The organism is Asticcacaulis benevestitus DSM 16100 = ATCC BAA-896 (assembly GCF_000376105.1).
In the GTDB taxonomy this organism is placed as follows: Bacteria; Pseudomonadota; Alphaproteobacteria; order Caulobacterales; family Caulobacteraceae; genus Asticcacaulis; species Asticcacaulis benevestitus.
Genome location: NZ_AQWM01000095.1, coordinates 1 through 1,320 on the forward strand (window position 1 = coordinate 1; position 1,320 = coordinate 1,320).

Consider the following 1,320-nt stretch of genomic DNA (forward strand, 5'->3'; position numbering starts at 1 on the left):
AGCCAGTTGCGGCGCCGGCACCGAGATATCGACGCGCGATTGTGCCTCGCCCGACATATTACCCGCCTCACCGATGGCCAGCACAACGATATCCGCCGCCTTCGCCGCCTTGACCGCCGCTTCGATGCCACCTTCGATCGGGGCCTCGACGTCCGAGCCCTTCACCACGGTTAGGGCATCACCCCCAGAATCGTTCATGGCGGCGCGGAAACCCGCTTCCCAGGTGACGCACGAGGCGATGTCGGGGAAGACCGCCCACGGACCGGGGCAGTTTTCTTTGTCGTTGCCGAAGGGACCGATCAGGGCGATCTTTTTGCCCGATTTCGGCAAGGGCAGCAGGTTGCCATCGTTCTTCAGCAGCACGCACGACTTGCGGCCGGCTTCACGCGCCAGCGCGATGGTGTCGGGCCGGCGGATATCGCTCTGCTCGCGCTTGAGGTCGAGCGAGCGATAGGGATTCTCGAACAGCCCCAGCGCCTTCTTGACGAAGAGCACGCGGCGTACCGCTTCATTGACCACCGCCTCGCTGACCTTGCCGGCCTTCACCAGTTCGGGCAGGTACTTGATATAGAGCCCGCTCTGCATCGAGATATCGCAACCGGCCTTGATCGACTTGGCCGTAGCGTCGGCGCCATCGGCGGCAAAGCCGTGCAGGATCAGTTCTTCTTCCGAGGTGTAGTCGGAAACCACCAACCCCTTGAAGCCCCACTCACCGCGCAGGATATCGGTCAGCAGATACGGATTACCGGTCGAGGGCACGCCGGCGATATCGTTGAACGACGACATGGTGGTGATGGCGCCGGCGTCAAAGGCGGCCTTGAACGGCGGCAGGTGGATTTCGCGTAAGGTCGTTTCGGGGATATCGGCGGTGTTATATTCCATGCCGCCCTGAACGGCGCCGTAAGCGGCGAAATGCTTAGGGCAGGCCAGAACGGAGGTTTCAGCCTTGAGGTCATCGCCCTGGAAGCCCTTGACCCGCGCCACGGCCAGCTGGATGCCGAGATAAGTGTCCTCGCCGGCGCCTTCGGCGACGCGGCCCCAGCGCTGATCACGCGCCACATCGACCATGGGCGCGAAGGTCCAGTGCAGCCCCTTGGCGGTGGCCTCAAGGGCGGCGGCGCGCGCCGTGCGCATGGCCAGGTCGGTATCCCAGCTTGCCGATTCACCGAGCGGGATCGGGAAGGTGGTCTTGACGCCGTGGATGATGTCGCCGGCGAAGATGAGCGGAATTTTGGTGCGCGACTGTTCGACCGCGACCTGTTGCAGTTCGCGGCCACCGGCCACGCCGATGCCGTTGAACAGGCCGGTCATGCGACCCGC

Annotated in this window: 1 protein-coding gene; it reads right to left on the reverse strand. The window is 64.2% G+C overall.

The features are described 5' to 3' along the window. A partial coding sequence (locus B060_RS0123530; RefSeq protein WP_018084230.1) for a glycoside hydrolase family 3 N-terminal domain-containing protein occupies nucleotides 1-1,320 on the reverse strand: 1,320 nt, incomplete at both ends.